We start from the raw sequence: 18,804 nt of genomic DNA, 5'->3' as shown, positions 1-18,804 counted from the left end.
AACAATCTTATACAAGGATAAGATTAATGGCGGCATTCTACCATGTTGCTTGTGTACTGCTAGTCACATGCAATAAAAAATCCAGTGTCGACAAGACACTGGATTTTAGTTTTGGTTGATTGCGATCTAGCTTTGCTTTATTGAAAATGCTTAAGCGATCTCAATCTTCTCAGCTTGGTTCAGCTCTACCATTGATAGTGCTAGCGCTTCTGCAGCCTTAATCCCATCAATACCAGCAGAAAGGATACCGCCTGCGTAGCCCGCACCTTCACCTGCAGGGAAGAAGCCCTTTAAGTTGATGCTTTGGAAGTCTTTGCCACGTTTGATGCATACAGGAGAAGAGGTACGAGTCTCAACACCGGTTAGTAGGCCGTCTGGCGTAGAGAAACCTTTGATCTTCTTCTCGAACGCTGGGATTGCTTCACGAATCGCTTCGATAGCAAAATCAGGCAGCGCTTTTGAAATGTCTGTTAGGTGGATACCCGGCGTGAAAGACGGTTGTACTTCACCGATTGCACTTGGATCGCGACCTTTCAGGAAGTCACCGATTTTCTGTGCTGGTGCATCGTAGTTTTCGCCACCAAGAACATAAGCACCGCTTTCTAGTTCTCGCTGTAAACGGATACCAGCCAGTGCATCACCTGGGTAATCACGTTCTGGGTCGATACCTACAACGATTGCGCTGTTTGCGTTACGTTCTGCACGAGAGTATTGGCTCATGCCGTTAGTTACTACGCGACCTTCTTCAGATGTTGCAGCTACTACAGTGCCACCTGGGCACATACAGAAGCTGTACACAGTGCGGCCATTCTTACAGTGGTGAACGAGTTTGTAGTCCGCAGCACCTAGGATTGGGTTGCCTGCGTTCTTACCGAAACGAGCTTCATCGATCATCGATTGCTTGTGTTCGATACGGAAACCAACAGAGAAAGGCTTCGCTTCCATGTAAACGCCACGATCGTACAGCATTTCAAACGTGTCACGAGCACTGTGGCCAACAGCCAATACCACGTGACGAGATTTGATCTCTTCACCGTTAGAAAGCGTTAGGCCAGTGATTTGACCGTCTTCCATGTGAACGTCGTCTACACGAGTGCTGAAGCGGATTTCGCCACCTAGTTCAATGATAGAAGCACGCATCTTTTCGATCATGGTAACCAGTTTGAAGGTACCGATGTGCGGCTTGCTTACGTATAGAATTTCTTCTGGTGCGCCAGCTGCAACGAACTCTTCGATTACTTTACGGCCGTAGTGTTTTGGATCTTTCACTTGGCTGTATAGCTTACCGTCAGAGAAGGTACCTGCGCCGCCTTCACCAAACTGCACGTTTGATTCAGTGTTTAGAGTGCGCTTACGCCAGAAACCAAAGGTATCTTTCGTACGTTCACGAACTTCTTTACCACGCTCAACAATGATTGGGTTGAAGCCCATTTGAGCAAGTACTAGGCCAGCGAACAGACCACAAGGGCCAAAACCGATAACCACAGGGCGCTCAGTTTGGTTCTCAACCGCTTTAGCAACAAACTTGTACTCCATATCAGGAGTCACTTTTACGTGCGGGTCGCTGATGAATTGTTCTAACAATTCAGCTTCGTTTTCAACGAGAACATCAAGCGTGTAGATAAGTAAGATCTTTGATTTCTTACGAGCATCGTAGCCACGTTTAAAGATATTAAAAGAGAGTACCTGATCAGAGTTAATACTAAGTTTCGCTTCAATAGCGTCTTGAATAGCAGACTCTTCATGGTCTAGTGGGAGTTTAATTTCGGTTAAACGTATCATTTCGATGTCTCGTTTTTTATAGGTGTCTTAGCTAGATCGTTTATTAGTACAGAGTTTGATGAAAACGCTGATGCTCAAAGAAACGATAAGCTCACAATGGCGCGCATTTTACGAGAAATTGATTTATCTGTCATACTAATTTGGAAACATGGAGCAAATAGACACGATATTAGAGCCGTATGATGTTGAATTTTGCTTTGGGATGAGTATTATCCCCATTCTTCAATTTTGACTAACTTATAGAGCAGAGCATCATGGCATTTGTCGTAGGCGATAATTGTATTCAATGTAAATACACAGACTGTGTGGCCGTGTGCCCCGCAGATGCGTTCCATGAAGGCCCAAATTTCATGGTAATCAACCCAATCGAATGTATTGATTGTGGCTTGTGTGTACCTGAATGTGATGCTCAAGCGATCTTCCAAGAAGATGAGTTACCAGAAGACCAAAAGATCTTCATTGAAGTGAACGCAGAGCTCGCTGAGATTTGGCCTGTGCAAACGGAAGTAAAAGCACCAATGGATGACGCTGAAAAGTGGAATGGTGTTGCTGACAAGTTGGCAATGCTAGAAAAGTAATTGCTAAAAAGAACTCAAATAAAAAGGCGTACTGATTTAATCAATACGCCTTTTTTAATATTTGAACGCTGTCGACTGGATTGCTAGCTTATGAGATCTAGCTATGCTGACGACGCATGTTATCGAGGATGATACCTGTCGCCATCGCCACGTTTAAAGATTCTGCGCCACCGAATGCTGGAATCGTAATCTTGTCTGTCACGAATTTAGCCGCATGTTCACGGATACCGTGAGACTCGCTACCCATCAGCAAAATGCCGTTGGCAGTGAAATCAGTCTTATGAACACTTTCACCTTCTAAAAACGCGCCGTAAACCGGCAGGTTCGCTTGCTCTAAGTAAGCAGGTAAGTCCGTTTGGCTTACGTGTACTCGGCCAAAGCTACCCATAGTCGCGCTGATCGTTTTAGGGTTGTATGGGTCTGCGCAATCGCTGCTCGCGACAATATGCTTGATACCATACCAGTCTGCTACGCGAATGATCGTACCTAGGTTGCCCGGGTCAGATACGCCATCAAGCGCGATCATCAAACCTGTCGCTTCCGGTAATTCAACCTTTGGAATCTCAACCACGGCAATTGCCGCATTGTTACTGACCAAAGTACTCGCTTTGGTTAGATCGTCTAGCGAGGCTTCAACACAATCAAACTCAATCAGTGATGCGTGATTTTCAGATAAGAAATCAGCAGTAGCAAAGACGTTCTTCACGACTAAGTCACTATTGAATAGCTCAAGAACGTTCTTTTCACCTTGAACTAGAAAGAGGCCGTGGGCTTTACGTTGTTTCTTTTGGCCCAAAGCACGAAGGAGTTTTAATTGGTTTTTTGAAATCATGTTTTTATCCTAGATATAAGCCCGCGCATTATAGAGCAAAGGTTAGATAACCAAAAGTGCGATAAGCTAATGCGATCCATATAAAAGCAAAAGCGACCCACTTAAAAACAAAAGCGCACTAAATAGTGCGCTCTTATAGGATTAACTTAAGCTCAACAGAACCTGATAAGCTTAGCCTACTGCTTAATACGGTACAGGATAGCGCTTAAAGACGGTGTTGATATCAGTCAGAATCTCTTCAGAAAGCGGCTTGCTGAACGCTGCTATGTTCTCTTTGAGCTGTTCCATGGTGGTTGCACCAATAATGGTTGAGGTAACGCCATCCACTTGGTTACACCATGCTAAGGCGAGCTGACTCGGCGTGAATCCATGAGCGTTTGCCACTTCTACGTAGCCTTTAACTGCTTCATTAGCCAATTCAGTATCACGGAAAATGCCTTTGCGCTGCATGTAAGTCCAACGGCTGCCTTCCGGCCTTGCGCCATCAATGTATTTGCCACTAAGCATACCGGCCGCCAAAGGTGACCACGGTAAGTAAGCGACGTCTTCATGCACGCAGTTTTCAATCAAATATGGCCAGTCTTTCGTGTGTAGCAGGCTGAATTCATTTTGGATAGAGACCATACGCGGCAAGTCATGCTTCTCGGCTAACTTGAGGTAAGTGTTAATGCCCCAAGTGCTGTCATCGGATAGACCGACGTGGCGGATTTTGCCGGCTTTAATACAGCTTGCCAGCGCTTGTAAGATCTCCAACATTTCAGCTTCATGCTGTTGTCGGTCGATGTCGCTAAAACGAATCTGATTAGGGAAATGTTTACCGAAGTGAGGTGTTGTGCGATTTGGCCAGTGAAGTTGGTACAGATCGATGTAATCCGTTTGCAAGCGCTTTAGTGATGCATCAACAGCGGCGATCACCGCTTCACCTGTGATAGGGCCACCGTTACGAACCCAAGGCAATCCAGGACCAGCAATCTTACTGGCAATGATCAACTCTTGGCGACGCTGTGGATTGCGTGACAACCAGTTACCGATAATCGCTTCGGTTTTGCCATAGGTATCAGGAGAAGGCGGCACTGCGTACATTTCTGCCGTATCAATAAAGTTAATACCTTGGCTTAATGCGTATTCGATCTGTTGGTCGGCTTGTTGTTGAGTATTTTGCAGCCCCCAAGTCATACTACCAAGACAGATTCGGGAAACGGGAATTTGACTACTTCCTAACTTTGAATATTCCATTGAATTCAGGATTCCTGTTGTTGGGTTCTCTGGTACTCGCATTATAGTTTTGAAAAGAGGGCGAGTGAGGAATGAAAACGAATATGAATTATTAGCACAAAATGGTAAGACAAGGTATGGCTTGAGGTACTTTAATGAGTCATTTCTCAGCGCTGTGATCAGCAAGCATTAGTTGTGAAAATGGTATGCAAGAAGGGATTAGTGGAAAAGGTAATGTAACGACAGTTTTAGCGCATTCGAACGCCGAATAATGAGTACTGCATTAGAAATAAAAAAGCTCTACCGGATAGTGAGTAGAGCGTTTTTATAGGGGGTCTTAATGGTACTAGAGATCCATTCAGTTACTAGGCTGCGTTTGTATCGAACCCGCCTTGGGTCTGCGCCTGCTTTAGAGCTTCCTGCCTTTGAACTTCTTTCTCAGTTAATACTGGCTGAAGTGTTTCCTCAGAGGCTTGAGGATAGAAAATGAAATATTTATTAATCGTCATAACTATATCTCCGTGTAACGTATGACAGATTCTGCATCAAGGATAAACTGTGATCATCATCCACTTTGTACTTTTTTTAGGCTGAGAGCGAAGGGCGTAGAATGCGTACAAAGCGACCGCTTATCATCCGTATGCAATATTGGAACTGACGAAACCCTCTGTTTTCAAGTATAGGAAGCCTATCTAATTTCACACAATAATGATTTAGAGCAATTACATACATGGTCAGGGGCGTAAGATGAAAAACCTCGCTACTGACTCTGCGTACGTATTTTTCTAATAACAAATTACTTATCAATGCGCCCTAACTATTAAGTCAGTAAATCAATTACTTAATCCATGGTGAGATGAATTATGGAAAAGCTTGTAGAACGTTTTCTGAATTACGTTACTTTCGATACTAAATCCGACCCTTCTAACCCACAGTGCCCAAGTTCACCGGGTCAAATCACCTTTGCAGAAGTCTTAAAATCAGAATTGATCGCATTAGAGCTAGTTGATGTCTCTTTAGATCAAAATGGCTATTTGATGGCGAAACTGCCGTCGAACGTCGATTATTCAGTACCTGCGATTGGGTTTGTCGCGCACATGGATACCGCTCCTGACGCATCAGGTGCGAACGTGAAACCACAGGTGATTAGAGATTACCAAGGCGGAACGATAGAATTAGGCACAAGTGGTGAGAGCTTAAACCCAAGCCAATACCCAGATCTTGATGCTCTTCATGGTCATGACCTTATTACAACCGATGGTACTACTCTACTTGGTGCCGACAACAAAGCGGGCATTGCTGAAATCATCAGCGCGATTGCTTACCTGAGAGCGAATCCAGAGATTAAACACGGCGACATCTGCATTGGTTTCACACCGGATGAAGAGATTGGCCGCGGGGCGAACCTGTTTGACGTTGAAAAGTTTGGTGCCGAGTGGGCGTACACCATCGATGGTGGTCCAGTAGGGGAGTTGGAATTTGAGAACTTCAATGCCACAAGTGCTGACGTTATTTGCCATGGCGTCAACGTTCACCCGGGTACCGCAAAAGGTAAAATGGTGAACTCGATGAATATTGCGGCGCAATTCCAATTGATGATGCCTGCGCAAGAAACACCAGAGTGCACAGAAGGTTATGAAGGCTTTTACCACCTGAAGTCGGCTGAAATGGGTGTAGCTCGCTCTGAATTGGGTTACATCATCCGTGATTTTGAACGTGAATGTGTAGAAGCGCGTAAGGCATTCATGCAACAGAAAGTGGATGAGTTGAATGAGCGTCTTGAGAAAGGCCGTGTTGAGTTGGTGTTAACTGATAGCTACTTCAACATGAAGGAGATGGTTGAACCGCATCAACATATTATTGAATTAGCAAAGCAAGCGATGATTGAGTGCGATGTTGAGCCAATGATCAAGCCTATCCGAGGTGGTACAGATGGTGCTCGCCTATCGTTCATGGGGCTACCATGTCCGAATATCTTTACTGGTGGCTACAACTTCCACGGTATTCATGAGTTCATTACCATTCAAGGCATGGAGCAAGCGGTAAAAGTGATTGTCGAATTGTCTCAACGTACAGCGACGCATTACCAAAAATAGAACATCAGAGCGTTATATCTCTTTGTATTTTTGAGAGTATTCAATAATACTCTCTTTAAGCATAAGGGAGTACGCGATGAAAAAGTTAGTTTTACTTTGCACCCACATAGCCGTGGGTGCTTTTGGTTTTGGGCTTGGTGTCTATTCATTACCTATCTTGATTGAACCTGATTCCCCATCTTCGAGTTCAGTTGAAGCGGTCTCACAACAGGCTATTTATACGGGCAAGTTCAGCAAAGATCGCCAAGACAGTGATTTCTTACATTGGGGCGAGGGCATCGTATCTGTGTCTGAAAGTGCGATAGCTTTTGAAGGTGAGTTGGCGCCGGGACCTGATTACAAGGTTTACCTCTCGCCTAAGTTTATTGAAACCGAGCAAGCTTTCAATGACAGCAAGAACGAGTTACTGAGAGTCGGAGATGTGAAAACATTCGACCGTTTTATGGTTGCTCTTCCCGAAGGCACTGATCTTAATCGATTTAATACCGTTGTGATTTGGTGTGAAACTTTTGGTCAATTTATTACTTCAGCCAAGATAAAATGATAGCCTTAGCTAGGTTAATATCAGAATGAACACGAGCGCTCAGGAGTTGAGCGCTTTTTCATAGCACTGATATTAGCGGCTTTCTTGTAAAGCTAACCGTTGTAAAGCTAACTGTTGTAATGCTAAGGAATAAGTAATGGAAAAGTTGTGGCAAGTAATTGATTTTCTACTCGCTCATAAGTTTATTTTTAGTGCGTTGATTATCACTATTATCTTAATCATTCGCCGAATCACCTTGTCTCAAATAAGAGGTGATGTTGCTTTCCTTAGCGAAGACCAACGTAACTGGATGTCACGAACCAAAAACGGCACGTTTGCGATTATTGTTGTGACGTTATTTGTGTTGTGGAAATCCGAAATCAGCGAATTTGCACTGTCAGTTACGGCTATTGCTGTTGCTATCGTCGTTGCGTCTAAAGAGATCATTTTGTGTTTCACTGGTTCTATTCAACGTGCGAGTTCTCGCTCATTTAGAATTGGTGACTGGATTGAGGTGGGTAAAATCAGCGGTGAGGTGATTGAGCACAATTTGATGGCGACTGTGATACAAGAAATCGATTTGTATCATGGGCAGTATCACTTCACTGGCAAGACTGCCACGCTGCCCAACAGCATGTTCTTCACTTATCCGGTAAAGAACCTAAACTTCATGAAGCGCTATGTTTATCATAACTTTTTTGTGACGGTGAAAGACTTTGTAAACCTATACCCTATGGTTCCGAGTCTTATTGTAAAAATTGAAGAGCATTGCGAAGAGTTTATCGATGTTGCCCGCCGTTACAACGGCGTGATCGAAAAGCACGCTGGCGTTGACTTACCGGGTTCTGAGCCTCACATCCATATCACGAGCAGTTCGACGGGTGAGCAAGAAGTACATTTTATGATTTTCTGCCCGACCGAAAAAGCGATTCATTTAGAGCAAGACATTCGCAAAGACTTTATGGAAGCATACGCTGAAGCGTTTCCTGCCAGCACTTAATTCTGCAGTCCGCTGAGTCCTAAACAAAAGAAAGCCGAGAGCGATAATATCGACTCTCGGCTTTTTTGTTCTTGTTATCTATTTCTGAGATTAGTCTAGATCAGCGAGTGGTAACCAATCCACTTGTACACCCGCTTGCTCAAACATATCTTGGCTAACTTTAATTTTGTCGCCCCAGCGAGAAAGGAAGTCTTCACTTTGCTCTGGGCAGTGAACCGCAGAAATACCGGTTTGGATGATTTTCGCTGCGCAGTTTGGACAAGGGAAGTGAGTTACCCAGATTTCACAACTGTCCAAATCACGCTTGGCGAATAAAATTGCATTTTCTTCAGCGTGAAGCGTCTTGAGGTACTTCATTTCTCTGTCATCAGTATCCGCACTATCAGACACGCCATGTGGGTAGCCATTAAAACCAACGGAAACAATACGGTTGTGCTTAGTGATTACGGCGCCGACTTGAGTTGAAGGATCTTTACTCCAAGAACCGACCAATTCCGCCATTTGATAGAAACGTTTAGCCCATTTTGAAATCATGAGAATTCCTTAACAATTAAATGTGAATGCTTATCTGTCTGACAATACATTATGTTAGACAATATCCATAGAGAACAAAAGCTGAGAGATTGATTTACTTAGGAATTGTAGCGTGTTTGTAATGACTTTATAAGCACTTGGTTTCAATTAACATATTGATACACTTTTGCGAGTTATAATTGATATTCCTCGGACATTTGAAGCAATTGTGTTACGTAACTTTTATGCTGTTCAATTTCTCATAAGTGACGGTATAACCATGCGTAAAAAGTTAATCCTTACGGCTCTTGCAAGCTCTCTTATTCTTGCTGGATGTGGGCAAGATGCTCAAAATACTAAGCAAGCGCCTTTACCTCTCGTAGCTGTACAGGATGTTAGCGTTGTTTCTCACCAACAAAGTAAGTCGTACATCGGTCGTATTGAAGCCGTTGAAGACACGGCTATCACAGCGCAAGTTTCAGGCTATTTACAAAGCCGTCATTTCAATGAAGGTCAAATGGTCGAAAAGGGCCAGTTACTTTACTCCATTGAACCATCTTCATTTGAAGCAGAAGTAGCAAGCGCGAAAGCGGCTGTTGCTCAAGCGAATGCCAACCTTAAAAAAGCCGAACTTGATTTTAACCGCGGTAAGAACCTGCTTCCAAAGGGCAGTATTTCGCAGTCGGAGTTTGATGCATTGACGGCAAACTTATTAGGTTCGCAAGCACAGCTTGAAGCAAGCCAAGCACAGCTAAATGCCGCGAATGTTCAGCTTTCTCATACCAAAATCATCGCGCCTTTCTCTGGAAGAATCAGTGACACGAAAGTAAGTAAAGGTGACCTAGTTTCACCGTCTTCAGGTGTGTTGACAACTTTGGTTAGCCTAGACCCAATCCATGCGTCGTTTAGTATCAGTGAGCGTGAGCGTATTGAGTTAGGTATGGACCGCATTGAAGGTGACGGCAGCAGTGATTCTGATCGTGTTGAAGTTCAGATCATGCTTGAGAATGGTGAAGCATTCGAACACCTAGGCCAACTGGATTTCTTAGGTAACCGAATCAATCTTAATACAGGCACAATCGCAATGCGTGCGATTGCCGATAATCCAGATCAGCAACTACTTCCGGGCCAGCACGTTCGTGTGGACCTAAGAGAGAAGCAATCTATTGATGTTGTGACTATCCCGCGCCGCGCGGTTCAAACTGACCTTGAAGGTGACTTTGTGATGGTTTTGGTTGAAGGCGAGAGTGCGCCTGTCGCTGAGCGTAGAAACATCGAGATGGGTAGACAAGTTGAAGGTGGTGTGATTGTTCACTCTGGACTAGAGAAGGATGACGCAGTTATCACTCAAGGCTTACAGCGTGTGCGTAATGGTATGTCTGTTCGCATTCAACCTACTGCTGAACAAGCTGAGTAAGGGGCTTATTTATGTTGAGTCGTTTCTTTATTCAAAGGCCTAAGTTTGCCCTTGTAATATCCATAATTTTAACGCTGGCGGGGGCTATCTCTCTCGCTATCTTGCCAGTGGCGGAATATCCAAAAATTAGTCCGCCTTCTGTTAGTGTTACCGCGTTCTATACTGGTGCAAGTGCTGAAGTAGTAGAGCAGGCGATAGCCGACCCCATAGAAACGTCGGTTAACGGCGTTGAAGATATGATTTACATGTCTTCTAAGAGTGCTAATGATGGTTCCTACAACCTTAATGTGACCTTTGATGTTGGAACTGATCCAGATATGGCTCAGGTCAACGTTCAGAACCGAGTTGCTCAAATCGAATCAAAGCTTCCTCAGGAAGTTAGAATGGTGGGCGTCACCGTTAAAAAGCGCTCACCTGACCTTTTGATGGTATTGAACTTCTATTCGCCAAACGGTGAGTACGACGATCAATTCCTGATCAACTACGTGAACTTAAACATTAAAGACCAATTGGCTCGTGTAAAGGGCATTAGTGAAGTTAACGTTTTGGGTGGTGGTGAATACGCGATGCGTGTTTGGTTAGATCCCGAGAAAATGGCTAACCTGAATATAACCACCTCTGACGTGAATCGCGCGTTGGCGGAGCAGAACGTTCAAGTTGCTGCAGGTCGTATTGGAGCAGCACCTTATAACGACGCACAAGAGGTACAGTTCAACTTGGTAACAAAAGGTCGACTAGAAACGGCTGATGAGTTTGAAAATGTTGTGCTTCGTGCAAATCAAGACGGTTCAACGGTTTACCTAAAAGACATTGCACGTGTTGAGCTTGGTAAAAAGTTCTACGATGGTAATGGCAAATACCGTGGTCAAGACGCTTCAATCGTAACGCTGTCACTTCAGTCAGACGCTAACGCGCTGGAAAGTGGTAAAGCGGTCATGGCGATGCTCGACAACCTAAGCAAGAACTTCCCTGAAGGCGTTGCTTATGAAGCGAGTTATGACACCACACTCTTCGTTGCAGAGTCGATCAAAGGCGTAGTAAAAACGCTAATCGAAGCTATTTTGCTGGTTATCGCAGTTACCTACTTGTTCTTGGGTAGTGCACGTGCAACCTTGATTCCTGTAGTCGCGATTCCAGTATCTTTGATCGGTACGTTTGCCATCATGCAGATGACGGGTTTTACCATCAATACGGTAACCTTGTTCGGTTTGATATTGGCGATTGGTATTGTAGTAGATGATGCGATCTTGGTTATCGAGAACGTTGATACCACGATGGCCAAAGATCCAACGATTTCACCGCGTAAAGCCACGCTTATCGCGATGAAAGAAGTAACCGGTCCGATCGTTACGTCTACCTTGGTTCTACTTGCGGTATTCATCCCAGTAGCGATGCTGCCAGGTATTACCGGCATCATGTATCGTCAGTTCGCCCTGACTATTTGTATCGCAGTTGTTATCTCTTCGATTAACGCACTAACGTTGTCACCAGCATTGTGTTCACTGGTTCTTAAACAGGGCGGTGGTAACACAGCACGTTGGTACCAAGCGTTTAACCGTGGTCTTGAATCAGTAACCAACAAATACGGTCAAATTGCAGGCTTCCTTGTGAAAAAGGGCGTTCTACTATTTACCTTCTTTGTTGTGGCACTAGCAGCGGTAACTTACTTCGCGAAAACCACCTCTACGGCGTTTGTACCTCAAGAAGATAAGGGCATCTTGCTGGTCAATGTGCAGCTTCCTGATGCGGCATCACTGTCTCGTACCGAGGATGTGACTAAGCAATTATTAGAGATGGTTGAGCAAGAGCCGGGTGTTGATGGCGTGACGCTGGTCAACGGCTACGCATTCATGACTGGCGCTTCTGCATCGAATGGTGCGTCGATGTTCATCAAACTCCACGATTGGGATATGCGTAACGCACTGGACGGTCAGCATTCGGCGCAAGCTATTTCTCAGCGTATTAATGGTCGAGCAGCAACAGAACTGCCTCAAGCGATTGTATTTGCAATGGGACCTCCAGCAGTTCCGGGTATGGGTGCAGCGTCTGGTTTTGAGTTTGTTCTCGAAGATACATTAGGCCGTAGCCGTACTGACCTAGCGATGGTTATGAATGACGTGATTGCAGAGGCGACCAAGCAGCCTGAGATTTCACACACATTCAGTACCTTCCGTGCAAATGTGCCGCACTACTATGTCGACATTGATCGTGAGAAAGCGCAACAACTTGGAATTCCGTTGTCGGAAATCTTCCAAACACTACAAGGCAACCTTGGTTCGTTGTACGTGAATGATTTCACCATGTTTGGTAAGAACTTCCGCGTAACCATGCAAGCAGACAGTGAACACCGTAGCAGCATGGATGATCTCCAACGATTCCACGTGCGTTCGTCTAATGGTGAGATGATCCCGTTAAGTACATTAGTGACTTACGATCAGATCTTCGAACCAGATGTAGCATGGCGTTACAACATGTACCGCAGTGCAGTGATCCAAGGCCAACCTGCGCCGGGTTACTCAAGTGGTGATGCGATTGCGGCAATGGAACGTGTCGCGGCTGACGTGCTGCCTCAGGGCTACCAGTACGAATGGACCGGCATGGCTTACCAAGAAGTACTCGCAGGTAACCAAGCGATCTTCGCGTTCGCATTGGCACTGATCTTCATCTACTTGTTCATGGTGGCTCAATACGAGAGTTGGACCATACCGATTGCGATTATCTTAGTAGTACCGGTCGCAACCTTAGGTTCCTTCTTGGCGTTGAACCTAACAGGCACACCGCTGAACCTATATGCACAGATTGGTTTAGTTCTCTTGATAGCCTTGGCCGCGAAGAACGCAATCTTGATTGTAGAATTCGCGAAAGTTGAGCGTGAAGAGAAAGACGCACCAATAGAAGATGCGGCAGTGAAGGGCGGTACGCTACGTTTCCGTGCTGTGAACATGACGTCTTGGTCGTTCATCTTGGGTATTTTCCCGCTTATCTTCGCTGCGGGCGCAGGTCATGTGAGTCAGAACTCTCTGGGTATTTCACTGATTGGCGGCCTGTTATGTGTGTTACTGGCGGGTACGTTCTTAATCCCTGGCTTCTACGCATTCGTTCAGCGTAAACGTGAGAAAGCACACGGCGGTAATACCAAGTTGGTCCCGCTTGATGATGAGTAGGGAACTGATCGTCCTGTAGGGTTAATCCCTTACAAGACCAACCTTCGGAAAATTAATTCCTTATAAAAACTGAGGCTTAGCATTGCGCTAAGCCTTTTTTATTCCACTTATGAATAAAAACGCTTTTTATATAAGCAAATATTTATTATGTGATGGAGCTAACACTCTAATTTGGGTTTTGTAATAAAATGATGTTTTATTGGTAAGTGTCTGTTTATTCTAAAAATAGAAAGGTTCAGCTAACGGGTGTATGCTCGAAAACATTTGCACAATAGTGTGAAGTGTTTCAAAATTACGAAGTTATATTGAAATTTTTTGTGCATTGAGGTTCTTATGAAAGTCATTGATTTATTTAAACACCGAGGCGATAGCGTGTCTTCGCAACACTCAGAGTTTATGCAATGGATGTCTCCAGCTCTTAGAGATTACTGGGGCGACTTTCTTAATCGCACGCAAAATAGCCATTTCTTTGCGTGGGTTCGTGATCACCACAAACCTGCTGTCAATGAAGATGCACCAGAGATGCCGGTGGAGCAACCGATCGTACTTAAGCCAGAAGCACAACTTGTGTTTGATGAGCTTAATCAGCAGATCGGTGAAGTCATCCATACTGGCGACTGGATCAATGTAAGTCAAGACCGTATCAACCAGTTCGGCCTTGTGACTGAAGATATGCAGTGGATCCACACCGAGCCTGAAAAAGCGGAAATAGAGTCTCCGTTCAAAACAACCATCGCACATGGTTTTTTGACTTTATCTCTGCTTCCTCGATTGACTGACAGCGTTGATCCTGACAAGTCTCAATTCCCAACAGCGAAGATGGTTGTAAACATTGGTCTTAACCAAGTACGCTTTCCATATCCTGTAAAATCGGGCAGTAACGTTCGTGCTAAAAGTACGCTAACAAAAGTAACGCCAATCAAGAAAGGCCTAGAGATAGAGCGCGAAATCCGCGTAGAAATCGAAGGTATTCGCCGTCCTGGTGCTGTTATCGTTTCGGTGATTCAACTTCACTTCTAAGTGGTTTGTAAAGAAGCGATTTATAAAGATTCAAAAAAAGAGAGAGCATAGTGCTCTCTCTTTTTGTTTACATTAGATAAAACTATCTCACTTACTTAATGCGAGTGTAGCCGTATTCCTCAATAAGGTCTTGGCCTTGTTTGGATTTCACGAACTTGATGAAGTCTTTGCTCTCGTCAGAAACAGAGTCTGTCTTATGCAGCAATAAGAATGGGCGAGCCAGTTCATAGCTGTGGTTTGCGATGTTCTTAGATGTCGGCTCTACACCTTCAAAAGTGATGGCCTTGATAGAACGGTCGATCGAACCAACAGAGATAAAACCAATCGCGTGCGGGTTATGGTTAACTATCGTTTTAACCATACTATTGCTGTTTACAACCAAGTTATTTGGGTTGATGTCAGACACTAAACGGTCGTTAATGATCTTTGTTAAACCAAGCAAGCTTTCGAAGCTGTAGCGTGAACCTGAAGACGCTTCGCGAGTCACCACTGCAATAGGCTGATCTGCGCCGCCCACAGTTTTCCAGTTAGTGATTTTACCTTTGTAGATGTCGAATAGCTGTTCGCGTGTAACGTTGCTTACAGCGTTTGAGCGGTTAGTTACAACAGCTAGGCCATCAAAAGCAATCGGGAACACTTTCAGCTTGTCGTTCTGTTCGCGGTCGGTCAAATAACGTGAGCTCATACCGATATCAGAGACACCTTTATTAACCATGGTAATACCCGCGGTAGAACCAATGCCCTGAACGGCAATGTAGTTATCAGGGTGAGTCTTGTTGTACTCCTCAGCTAATACATCCATCACTCGTGATACTGAAGTGGAGCCCGAAATAGTGGTTTCTTGTGCAAAAGCAGCATGAGAAGACAGGGCTAAGGATAAAAGAGAGGCAAGCGCGACTCGTAACATAAACAACTCCTAGTTAATAACATTTGCCGCATATGATAGGTCGGTTATATGACACTTTTGTGAAATTCTATACGCTTGATTTATAGCTGTTAGCTTGATGAGTGAGAGTTTTCTGGGTTTACGAAAGCAGGATTCGTTTCTGGGAGCTGGGCGGGTATTTTGTTTGCGCTTGTTCGCTAAAATGTTTGTTGAGTCCTAAGCTAAGTAGAGGAATTCACTACTTAGAAGTTTCTATGAAGTTACAAGGGGTGTTATGTCCGTCATTCATATCGAACTGAATCGTCTTTTAATTGGGGCTGAGAGGCTCTGTACATCTCGAAATCGCAGTTTACCTGTCGAGCTAGGCAAATCCCTATATGAAGAGTGTGAGGGTGGTGTGCTGTTTTCTCAGGCGCATTATCTGCTCGACTCATCTCATAGCGATTATACAAACGAGATTGCCTGCGTGACTTTTGATGAGTCGTTATCTTGTTGGTTAGTGATGGTGCCACTTGAAGGTGATGTTGAAACCGACTCTGTAAATTGGGGGCCGTATCCCTACCTGCCTAAATCAAAGGATCTTGATGCTATCTTGGCTGAGATAGAAAAAGACCCTAAATCGTATTTCTGGTCATAGTCACTCAGTTTTTACGTTGCTGGTGGCGTGCTCCCAAAGCTAAACAGCTTAGCCTCAAAGCCAAATAGCTTGCATCAGCTACCAGTTCACACATCACATCAATCTATTTACTTCAAACTTCCGGTTTTATGATTTGTTGTTGAGCTTGTGCAATTAACGAACGGAAGTCCTTTGGTGTCTTACCATGATAAGTTTTGAAGGCAGTACTAAAGTGAGCAGCACTTTTAAAACCGGATTCATAGGCTATTTGAGTGATCGACTTGCTCGAGGTTCTTAGCTGTGTAGCCGCATGAGCAATACGCTTTATTTTCAGAAGGTTTGAGAACGATAAGTCTTCAGCAGATAAGCGGCGTTTAAGAGTTGCGGGTGACATTCCCATATAACTGGCTAGTGTATCTAAAGAGATATTATTTTCGATGTTTTGTTCGATGTAATGAATGACCTTTTGTGTCACGGTTAATCTAGAAGCTCGAGCAATAATGACTAATAGAGCTGGATGTTGTTCTACCATTAGCGACAACAATCCTAAGCCAAGTTGAGTGAGTGCGTAGTCATTCTGGGGCGAAGAACTAACAAGCGACATGATGAGCTCTTTCAACTGGCAGATCTCGGTGTCGGTTTGATTGAACTTTATGTACTTGTCTGGAATTCTTGTGGATTCTAGATCGCTGAATTGGTTGATAAACTTCTGAAAAATAGCCAAATCGAAATCTAAGCAGGTTGCGCTAAATTCGCCATTTTCAGTGTTAACTGTGATGTCTTTAATCTGACCAGAATTGTAAAGTGTGAAATCGCCCGCTTGTAACGAGGCTTCAGTGCCATTGGGTAGCACGAACGAAATGCTGCCCTTCGATACCATGAAGATACCGTTTTTAGAGGCAGGATAACGTTCTCGTCTCCTGGGAATGAAGTTTCTGAATTGAGTAACTGTAATTGATGACATAGTGCGCTTCTTTGACGTTGTAAATTGATTGCTTATTGATTGTTTTTTTAAGTATTGTTTAAGCATGAGACATTTACAAAAAAGGCGCTAATAATTAGCGCCTTTAGAAGTGAACCTTTGAAGCTTTTAACCTTGAAAGCTCTAACCTTACAAGCCTAACCTTTCAAGGTTTTAAGCTTCAGTTTCGTTTGTCGTTTCAGGCTCGCTAGGCAAGTCCGCAAATACTTGAGTAGGTTTTGCTACTAAGTTGCGGTTTTCCTGATTAACTTCGGAGAGAACTACTTCTAAAACGTCTCCCAGTTTGTATACCATTTCTTTATCGATAGATACAGTACCCATATCTCCGTTGCACTCTATTCTTTCTTTATTATCAAGAATGAGAGAACCAGGGATAAATGCAGCAGCACCATTTTCAAGTAAACGTACACGCATACCTGCACGGTTAATATCGAAGATCTCTGCTTGGAAGCGAGTTTCTTCCGCTGGAGCATTCGCTAGAGTACGAGCATACAACCAATCGCCAACATTACGCTCAGCCATACCGTGGTGACGGCGGTGTAGGGCAAGTTCATCACCAATGGTTTCATCTGGTGTTTGAATTGGCGCTTTACCTAGGATGTGCGCTTTTAGCATACGGTGGTTAATCATGTCGCCGTATTTACGAATTGGAGAAGTCCAAGTTGCGTAAATATCTAAACCCATCGCGTAGTGTGGTGCTGGCTCATTGCTGATCTCGCTGTACGCTTGGAATTTACGAATACGGTTGTCGTAGTAGCTGTTGTCTAAAGAGCCCAACCAACGACGCAGAGTAGCAAAACCTTCTAGAGAAACGATTTGCTCTTCAGTGAACGGTATTTCCGCTTGCGGGTTTACCAGTTCAAGAACGTCAGATACTTTCTCAGCCTTGAAACCAGAGTGGCAGTTAAACACACCTTGGTTGAAGCTTTCTTTGAGTACTCGGCCCGCACAGATGTTCGCGCTGATCATTGATTCTTCAACCAGTTTGTTTGCGCTACGACGCATGTCAGCGTGGATAGCGACAACATCGTTATCTTCGCTAAGTTCAAAGCGGTAGTCAGGGCGATCTGGGAATACAACAGCGTTTGCTGAGCGCCATGCTGAACGTGCTTGAGCGAATTGGTGAAGGTCAGAAACAATCGCAGCAATCTCTTCTGATGGTTGCCATTTCTCTGATGCACCTGTTTCTAGCCAGTCTGATACGTTATCGTAAGCAAGACGAGCATGAGATTTGATGTTCGCAGCGAAGAAGTTAATGTCATCACCAATAACGCCATCTTTAGATACCGTTACTGTGCAGCAAAGTGCCGGACGAACTTCATTCTCGATCAGTGAACATAGGTTGTCAGCAAGATCACGAGGCAACATCGGGATGTTACGACCAGGAAGGTAGATAGTGAAACCGCGCTCGCGTGCTACTTTATCCATCGCATCATCTGGAGAGATGTAAGCCGTTGGATCAGCAATTGCGATAGTCAGTTCAAAATCACCGTTCTCTTTCTTCTTCGCGTAAAGCGCATCGTCCATATCTTTTGTGCTTTCACCATCGATAGTCACAAAAGGGACGTGCGTCATGTCTACACGTTCAAGATCGGCGTCATCGTTGATTAGCCAGTTGTCGATACCTTCAGGCTCACTGTTTGGTAGGTCGTTTTGTGCCAGCGTTACCCACCAAGGTGCAATCTTGTCGTCAGCGTCTGTGATTTTCTCAGAGATCTGAGCCAAGAAGCCATTGTCACCTTTTAATGGGTGTTGAACGATATGAGCAACAACCCAGTCACCTTCTTTAAGCGTTTCAGGGTTTAGGCCCTTCTTTGCTTTCGCTTTAAGTTGCAGTTTTTTCAGTTGCGGGTGATCAGGAACAACGTTCAATCGGCCTTTGAAAAGCTTAACTCGCGCAATAAAGCGAGTAAGACCTTGTTCAACCAATTCCTCAGGCTCTGCTACTTCGCGCTCTTTCTCGGTGCGAATGATGGCAATCACCTTGTCACCGTGAACACATTTTTTCATGTACGGAGGCGGGATAAAGAAGCTTGTTTTGCTATCAACTTCGAGAAAACCAAAACCTTTTTCAGTGGCTTTGATAGTACCTTCCTTTTTAGGGAGGGTTTCTTGGATTTGCTGCTTGAGCTGAGCGAGTAGAGGATTATCTTGAAACATCTTACTTTTATCTAACGAGA

General features: G+C 44.4%; 16 protein-coding genes. 8 read left to right on the top strand and 8 right to left on the bottom strand.

From position 1 onward, the window contains the following. Positions 1-150: 150 nt before the first annotated feature. On the bottom strand, positions 151-1,782 hold the full coding sequence (locus CWO13_RS01210) for an NAD(P)/FAD-dependent oxidoreductase (protein WP_102433104.1): 1,632 nt from the start codon (positions 1,780-1,782) through the stop codon (positions 151-153). 254 nt (positions 1,783-2,036) lie between these two features. Here CWO13_RS01210 and fdxA point away from each other — a divergent pair, with 254 nt between their 5' ends. After that, on the top strand, positions 2,037-2,360 hold the full coding sequence (fdxA, locus tag CWO13_RS01205; RefSeq protein ID WP_010431058.1) for a ferredoxin FdxA: 324 nt from the start codon (positions 2,037-2,039) through the stop codon (positions 2,358-2,360). A gap of 97 nt (positions 2,361-2,457) precedes the next feature. Here the strand turns inward: fdxA and CWO13_RS01200 are convergent, their stop codons facing one another. The 3 genes from CWO13_RS01200 to CWO13_RS23380 form a co-directional block, all read right to left on the bottom strand. Continuing rightward, positions 2,458-3,192, bottom strand: coding sequence for an RNA methyltransferase (locus CWO13_RS01200; RefSeq protein WP_017631333.1), 735 nt, complete (start codon positions 3,190-3,192; stop codon positions 2,458-2,460). Between the two features lie 183 nt (positions 3,193-3,375). After that, positions 3,376-4,428, bottom strand: coding sequence for an aldo/keto reductase (locus CWO13_RS01195; RefSeq protein WP_107898397.1), 1,053 nt, complete (start codon positions 4,426-4,428; stop codon positions 3,376-3,378). Between the two features lie 344 nt (positions 4,429-4,772). Continuing rightward, positions 4,773-4,916, bottom strand: coding sequence for a hypothetical protein (locus tag CWO13_RS23380; protein WP_162884312.1), 144 nt, complete (start codon positions 4,914-4,916; stop codon positions 4,773-4,775). A gap of 354 nt (positions 4,917-5,270) precedes the next feature. On the opposite strand from CWO13_RS23380, the gene pepT reads away from it, so the two are divergent. The 3 genes from pepT (at position 5,271) to CWO13_RS01180 (ending at position 8,026) form a co-directional block, all read left to right on the top strand. After that, a complete protein-coding gene (gene pepT, locus CWO13_RS01190) occupies positions 5,271-6,503 on the top strand; it encodes a peptidase T (RefSeq protein WP_108082397.1) in 1,233 nt (410 codons plus the stop codon). 76 nt (positions 6,504-6,579) lie between these two features. Next, entirely contained in the window at positions 6,580-7,047 is a 468-nt protein-coding gene (locus tag CWO13_RS01185) for a DM13 domain-containing protein (protein WP_048662340.1), read from the top strand. 136 nt (positions 7,048-7,183) lie between these two features. After that, on the top strand, positions 7,184-8,026 hold the full coding sequence (locus CWO13_RS01180; RefSeq protein ID WP_048662339.1) for a mechanosensitive ion channel family protein: 843 nt from the start codon (positions 7,184-7,186) through the stop codon (positions 8,024-8,026). A gap of 90 nt (positions 8,027-8,116) precedes the next feature. On the opposite strand, the gene CWO13_RS01175 is transcribed toward CWO13_RS01180, so the two are convergent. After that, on the bottom strand, positions 8,117-8,560 hold the full coding sequence (locus CWO13_RS01175) for a dCMP deaminase family protein (protein ID WP_004737813.1): 444 nt from the start codon (positions 8,558-8,560) through the stop codon (positions 8,117-8,119). Positions 8,561-8,819: 259 nt separating this feature from the next. Between CWO13_RS01175 and CWO13_RS01170 the strand changes: the two genes are divergently transcribed. From CWO13_RS01170 to CWO13_RS01160, 3 genes are all read left to right on the top strand, one after another. Beyond that, a complete protein-coding gene (locus tag CWO13_RS01170; protein WP_048661148.1) occupies positions 8,820-9,956 on the top strand; it encodes an efflux RND transporter periplasmic adaptor subunit in 1,137 nt (378 codons plus the stop codon). Between the two features lie 11 nt (positions 9,957-9,967). Beyond that, positions 9,968-13,120, top strand: coding sequence for an efflux RND transporter permease subunit (locus CWO13_RS01165; RefSeq protein WP_048661149.1), 3,153 nt, complete (start codon positions 9,968-9,970; stop codon positions 13,118-13,120). Between the two features lie 333 nt (positions 13,121-13,453). Then, positions 13,454-14,140 (top strand): MaoC family dehydratase, encoded by a 687-nt coding sequence (locus CWO13_RS01160; protein ID WP_108082396.1) that lies wholly within the window; start codon positions 13,454-13,456, stop codon positions 14,138-14,140. 91 nt (positions 14,141-14,231) lie between these two features. Here CWO13_RS01160 and CWO13_RS01155 read toward each other — a convergent pair whose 3' ends face one another. Further along, complete coding sequence (locus CWO13_RS01155; RefSeq protein WP_102479266.1) at positions 14,232-15,047, bottom strand: phosphate ABC transporter substrate-binding protein; 816 nt, start codon at positions 15,045-15,047, stop codon at positions 14,232-14,234. Between the two features lie 253 nt (positions 15,048-15,300). Here CWO13_RS01155 and CWO13_RS01150 point away from each other — a divergent pair, with 253 nt between their 5' ends. Beyond that, entirely contained in the window at positions 15,301-15,663 is a 363-nt protein-coding gene (locus tag CWO13_RS01150) for a DUF3024 domain-containing protein (RefSeq protein ID WP_019826408.1), read from the top strand. A gap of 112 nt (positions 15,664-15,775) precedes the next feature. Here the strand turns inward: CWO13_RS01150 and CWO13_RS01145 are convergent, their stop codons facing one another. Next, positions 15,776-16,606 carry a helix-turn-helix domain-containing protein gene (locus tag CWO13_RS01145; RefSeq protein ID WP_107898401.1) on the bottom strand — a complete coding sequence of 277 codons (831 nt, stop codon included), beginning with the start codon at positions 16,604-16,606 and terminating at the stop codon, positions 15,776-15,778. 171 nt (positions 16,607-16,777) lie between these two features. Continuing rightward, complete coding sequence (rnb, locus tag CWO13_RS01140; RefSeq protein ID WP_107898402.1) at positions 16,778-18,784, bottom strand: exoribonuclease II; 2,007 nt, start codon at positions 18,782-18,784, stop codon at positions 16,778-16,780. Positions 18,785-18,804 lie beyond the last annotated feature (20 nt).

This window comes from Vibrio sp. ZF 223 (assembly GCF_003050585.1).
Taxonomy (GTDB): domain Bacteria; phylum Pseudomonadota; class Gammaproteobacteria; order Enterobacterales; family Vibrionaceae; genus Vibrio; species Vibrio crassostreae.
The sequence above is the reverse complement of the archived record's forward strand: the minus strand, read 5'-3'. Positions and strand labels throughout refer to the sequence as shown.

What these genes read in the sequence shown, in the direction of transcription:
- CWO13_RS01210 (WP_102433104.1), bottom strand. Translation starts at nt 1,782, where the DNA reads ATGATACGTTTAACCGAAATTAAACTCCCACTAGACCATGAAGAGTCT.
- fdxA (WP_010431058.1), top strand. Translation starts at nt 2,037, where the DNA reads ATGGCATTTGTCGTAGGCGATAATTGTATTCAATGTAAATACACAGAC.
- CWO13_RS01200 (WP_017631333.1), bottom strand. Translation starts at nt 3,192, where the DNA reads ATGATTTCAAAAAACCAATTAAAACTCCTTCGTGCTTTGGGCCAAAAG.
- CWO13_RS01195 (WP_107898397.1), bottom strand. Translation starts at nt 4,428, where the DNA reads ATGGAATATTCAAAGTTAGGAAGTAGTCAAATTCCCGTTTCCCGAATC.
- CWO13_RS23380 (WP_162884312.1), bottom strand. Translation starts at nt 4,916, where the DNA reads ATGACGATTAATAAATATTTCATTTTCTATCCTCAAGCCTCTGAGGAA.
- pepT (WP_108082397.1), top strand. Translation starts at nt 5,271, where the DNA reads ATGGAAAAGCTTGTAGAACGTTTTCTGAATTACGTTACTTTCGATACT.
- CWO13_RS01185 (WP_048662340.1), top strand. Translation starts at nt 6,580, where the DNA reads ATGAAAAAGTTAGTTTTACTTTGCACCCACATAGCCGTGGGTGCTTTT.
- CWO13_RS01180 (WP_048662339.1), top strand. Translation starts at nt 7,184, where the DNA reads ATGGAAAAGTTGTGGCAAGTAATTGATTTTCTACTCGCTCATAAGTTT.
- CWO13_RS01175 (WP_004737813.1), bottom strand. Translation starts at nt 8,560, where the DNA reads ATGATTTCAAAATGGGCTAAACGTTTCTATCAAATGGCGGAATTGGTC.
- CWO13_RS01170 (WP_048661148.1), top strand. Translation starts at nt 8,820, where the DNA reads ATGCGTAAAAAGTTAATCCTTACGGCTCTTGCAAGCTCTCTTATTCTT.
- CWO13_RS01165 (WP_048661149.1), top strand. Translation starts at nt 9,968, where the DNA reads ATGTTGAGTCGTTTCTTTATTCAAAGGCCTAAGTTTGCCCTTGTAATA.
- CWO13_RS01160 (WP_108082396.1), top strand. Translation starts at nt 13,454, where the DNA reads ATGAAAGTCATTGATTTATTTAAACACCGAGGCGATAGCGTGTCTTCG.
- CWO13_RS01155 (WP_102479266.1), bottom strand. Translation starts at nt 15,047, where the DNA reads ATGTTACGAGTCGCGCTTGCCTCTCTTTTATCCTTAGCCCTGTCTTCT.
- CWO13_RS01150 (WP_019826408.1), top strand. Translation starts at nt 15,301, where the DNA reads ATGTCCGTCATTCATATCGAACTGAATCGTCTTTTAATTGGGGCTGAG.
- CWO13_RS01145 (WP_107898401.1), bottom strand. Translation starts at nt 16,606, where the DNA reads ATGTCATCAATTACAGTTACTCAATTCAGAAACTTCATTCCCAGGAGA.
- rnb (WP_107898402.1), bottom strand. Translation starts at nt 18,784, where the DNA reads ATGTTTCAAGATAATCCTCTACTCGCTCAGCTCAAGCAGCAAATCCAA.